Origin of the sequence: Chthonobacter rhizosphaerae (assembly GCF_013839525.1) — a bacterium.
Classification (GTDB): domain Bacteria; phylum Pseudomonadota; class Alphaproteobacteria; order Rhizobiales; family Pleomorphomonadaceae; genus Chthonobacter; species Chthonobacter rhizosphaerae.
Genome location: NZ_JACDIS010000034.1, coordinates 1 through 1,972, shown reverse-complemented (window position 1 = coordinate 1,972; position 1,972 = coordinate 1). Strand labels below are relative to the sequence as shown.

2 protein-coding genes are annotated in these 1,972 nt (G+C 69.7%); both read right to left on the bottom strand.

The features are described from left to right. A partial coding sequence (locus HND91_RS22385; RefSeq protein ID WP_181708829.1) for an NAD-dependent epimerase/dehydratase family protein occupies positions 1–992 on the bottom strand: 992 nt, incomplete at its 3' end. Between the two features lie 17 nt (positions 993–1,009). After that, positions 1,010–1,972, bottom strand: a 963-nt coding sequence (locus HND91_RS22380) for a UDP-glucose dehydrogenase family protein (protein ID WP_181708828.1), incomplete at its 5' end; no start/stop codon positions are given.

Sequence of the window (1,972 nt, the reverse complement as noted above, 5' to 3'; positions counted from 1 at the left end):
CGGTACCAGGCCACGAAGGCGCGCACGCCGTCGGCGAGCGGCGTCTTCGGCGTGAAGCCGGTGAGGGCCTGCAGGAGGTCGGCGCTCGCGAAGGTGCGCGGCACGTCGCCGGGCTGCATGGGCAGCATCAGCCGCTCCGCGCGCCGGCCCATCTCCGCCTCGATGCAGGCGACGAAGTCCATCAGCCCCACCGGCGCCCCGCCGGCGATGTTGACCACCCGGAACGGCGCGATCCGGCTCAGCGTGTCCAGGCCCTCCGGCTCGGCCACCCGGTTCGCCTCCGCGGGCGGCAGCGCCGCGAGCCGCACGATGCCCTCCACGATGTCGTCCACGTAGGTGAAGTCGCGCTGCATGCGCCCTTCGCCGTAGATCGGCAGCGGCTCGCCCTTGGCGATCGCGTCCACGAACTTGAACAGCGCCATGTCCGGCCGTCCCCACGGCCCGTAGACCGTGAAGAAGCGGAAGGCCGTGGTCGGCACCTGGAACAGGTGGGCGTAGGAGTGCGCCATCACCTCCATGGACTTCTTCGACGCCGCGTAGAGCGTCATCGGTTCGTCCGTATGGTCGGTCTCCCGGAACGGGATCGACTCGTTCGCCCCGTACACCGAACTGGTCGACGCCAGCAGCAGGTGCTTCGGCTGCACCCGGCGGGCGAGTTCCAGCACGTTGAACGACCCGACCAGGTTGGCCGACACGTAGGCGGCCGGGTTCTCCAGGCTGTAGCGCACGCCCGCCTGGGCGGCGAGGTGGATGATCACGTCCGGCGGCGCGATCTCGGCGGCCTGCGCCAGGGCGTCCGCGTCCTCCAGCATGGCCGTCACGCCCGTGTAGCCGTTCGAACCGGACAGGATGGCCGCCCGGCGCTCCTTCAGCCGCACGTCGTAGTAGGGCGTCATGCCGTCGTAGCCGACCACCACGTGGCCGTCCGCCAGCAGGCGGCGCGCCAGATGGAAACCGATGAAGCCGGCCGTGCCGGTCACGAGATACCGCATCTGGCGTCCTTGTCTCCTCAGGTCAGTACGTCGTCCTTCGGCCGCCCCACGCTCGTGTAGCGGAACCCGTGCCGGGCGATCTCATCGCGCCTGTACACGTTTCGCAGGTCCACGAGCACGGGCGCCTTCATCAGCGTCTTCAGGCGCGCGAAATCGAGCGCCCGGAACGCGTTCCACTCCGTCACGACCACCAGCGCGTCGGCTCCGGTCGCCGCGTCATAGGCGTCCTTGCCGTAGTCCACCCGCTCCAGGAGCGAGCGCGAGGCCTCCATGCCCTCCGGGTCGAAGGCGCGGATATGCGCGCCGCCGTCCTGCAGGGCCTGGATGATGGACAGCGACGGCGCGTCGCGCATGTCGTCCGTGTTCGGCTTGAACGTCAGCCCCAGCACCGCGATCGTCTTGCCGCGCACGTCGCCGCCGACGGCCGCCACCACCTTGCGGGCCATGGCGCGCTTGCGGTTGTCGTTGATCGCCACCGTGGCCTCGATCAGCCGCACCGGGCTGTCGTAGTCCTGCGCGGTCTTCACGAGCGCCAGCGTGTCCTTCGGAAAGCACGAGCCGCCGTAGCCCGGGCCGGCGTGCAGGAACTTCGACCCGATCCGGTTGTCGAGGCCGATGCCGCGGGCGACCTCCTGGACGTTCGCGCCCACCTTCTCGCAGAGATCCGCCATCTCGTTGATGAAGGTGATCTTCATGGCCAGGAAGGCGTTGGCGGCGTACTTGATCAGCTCCGACGTGCGCCGGCTGGTGAAGAGGAGCGGCGCCTGGTTGAGGTAGAGCGGCCGGTAGACCTCCGTCATCACGTCCCGGGCGCGCTCGTCCTCGAGGCCCACCACGATCCGGTCCGGCCGCTTGAAGTCGTCGATGGCCGCGCCCTCGCGCAGGAACTCCGGGTTCGACACCACCGCCACGTCGGCGCGCGGATTGGCCTCGCGGATGATTCGCTCCACCTCGTCGCCGGTGCCGACCGGCACCGTGGA